The 804-nt window shown below is 36.4% G+C and carries 1 protein-coding gene; it reads left to right on the top strand.

The features are described 5' to 3' along the window. Positions 1-143 precede the first annotated feature (143 nt). Positions 144-804 (top strand): transposase (locus tag ACYQ4S_RS12035; protein WP_459771391.1); only part of this gene is annotated, 661 nt, incomplete at its 3' end.

The raw sequence follows: 804 nt of genomic DNA, 5'->3' as shown, positions 1-804 counted from the left end.
CTCAAGTTTCGCACCCCTAAGAACGACGTTCTATCCTTTTACCGTAAAGATCAGTTAGAATATTGAACTTAAAAGTACAGAAAAAGACACCTCTCTTTGGTAAAATGTAGTTACCAACAAACATTCCAAAGGAGAGATGTCTTATGGCTAATATTTTACCAAAAAAATCAGAAAAAAACGAGTTCTATTCGAGCATTGATCGATTTCTTAAAGAATTTAAAATAGGCACCTTGTTACACCAATCAAATATAAAAAAAGAAGATGGTATCAGTACGAATGCTATCGTTACTTTTTTATTCACAGTCGCTTTCCATGGCGGAAAAAGTGTGAATCAGTTGTTAGAGGATGCTGAAAGACAACCAGGATTTGGAAAAGATACAGTCAACCGTTTTTTGAGAAATGAACGGTTTAATTGGCGTAAATTCTTACTTTTGTTCACTTCAAAAATCATTGCCACCTTGATACCTTATGTCCAAGAGGACAAGGAACGTGTGCTTATTCTGGACGATTCCGTGTTTAGTCGTAATCGGAGTAAAAAAGTAGAGTTGTTAGCCAATAATTTCGATCATGCCAGTGGTAAGTATATCAAAGGATTCCGTATGCTAACTTTAGGATGGAGTGATGGCCATACCTTTATTCCGCTGGCTAAATCTTTCCTGAGTTCCAAGAAAAAAGCTAATCGATTAAATGAAGCCGATGATTGCATAGATAAACGAACCACTGGATATAAGCGTCGTCAAGAAGCTCAAAAGAAAGCGACAGAAACCATGTTTACTTTACTTCACTCTCTACCCTTGCAAAAAT

The organism is Alkalibacterium sp. s-m-28 (assembly GCF_054658175.1).
The sequence above is the reverse complement of the archived record's forward strand: the minus strand, read 5'-3'. Positions and strand labels throughout refer to the sequence as shown.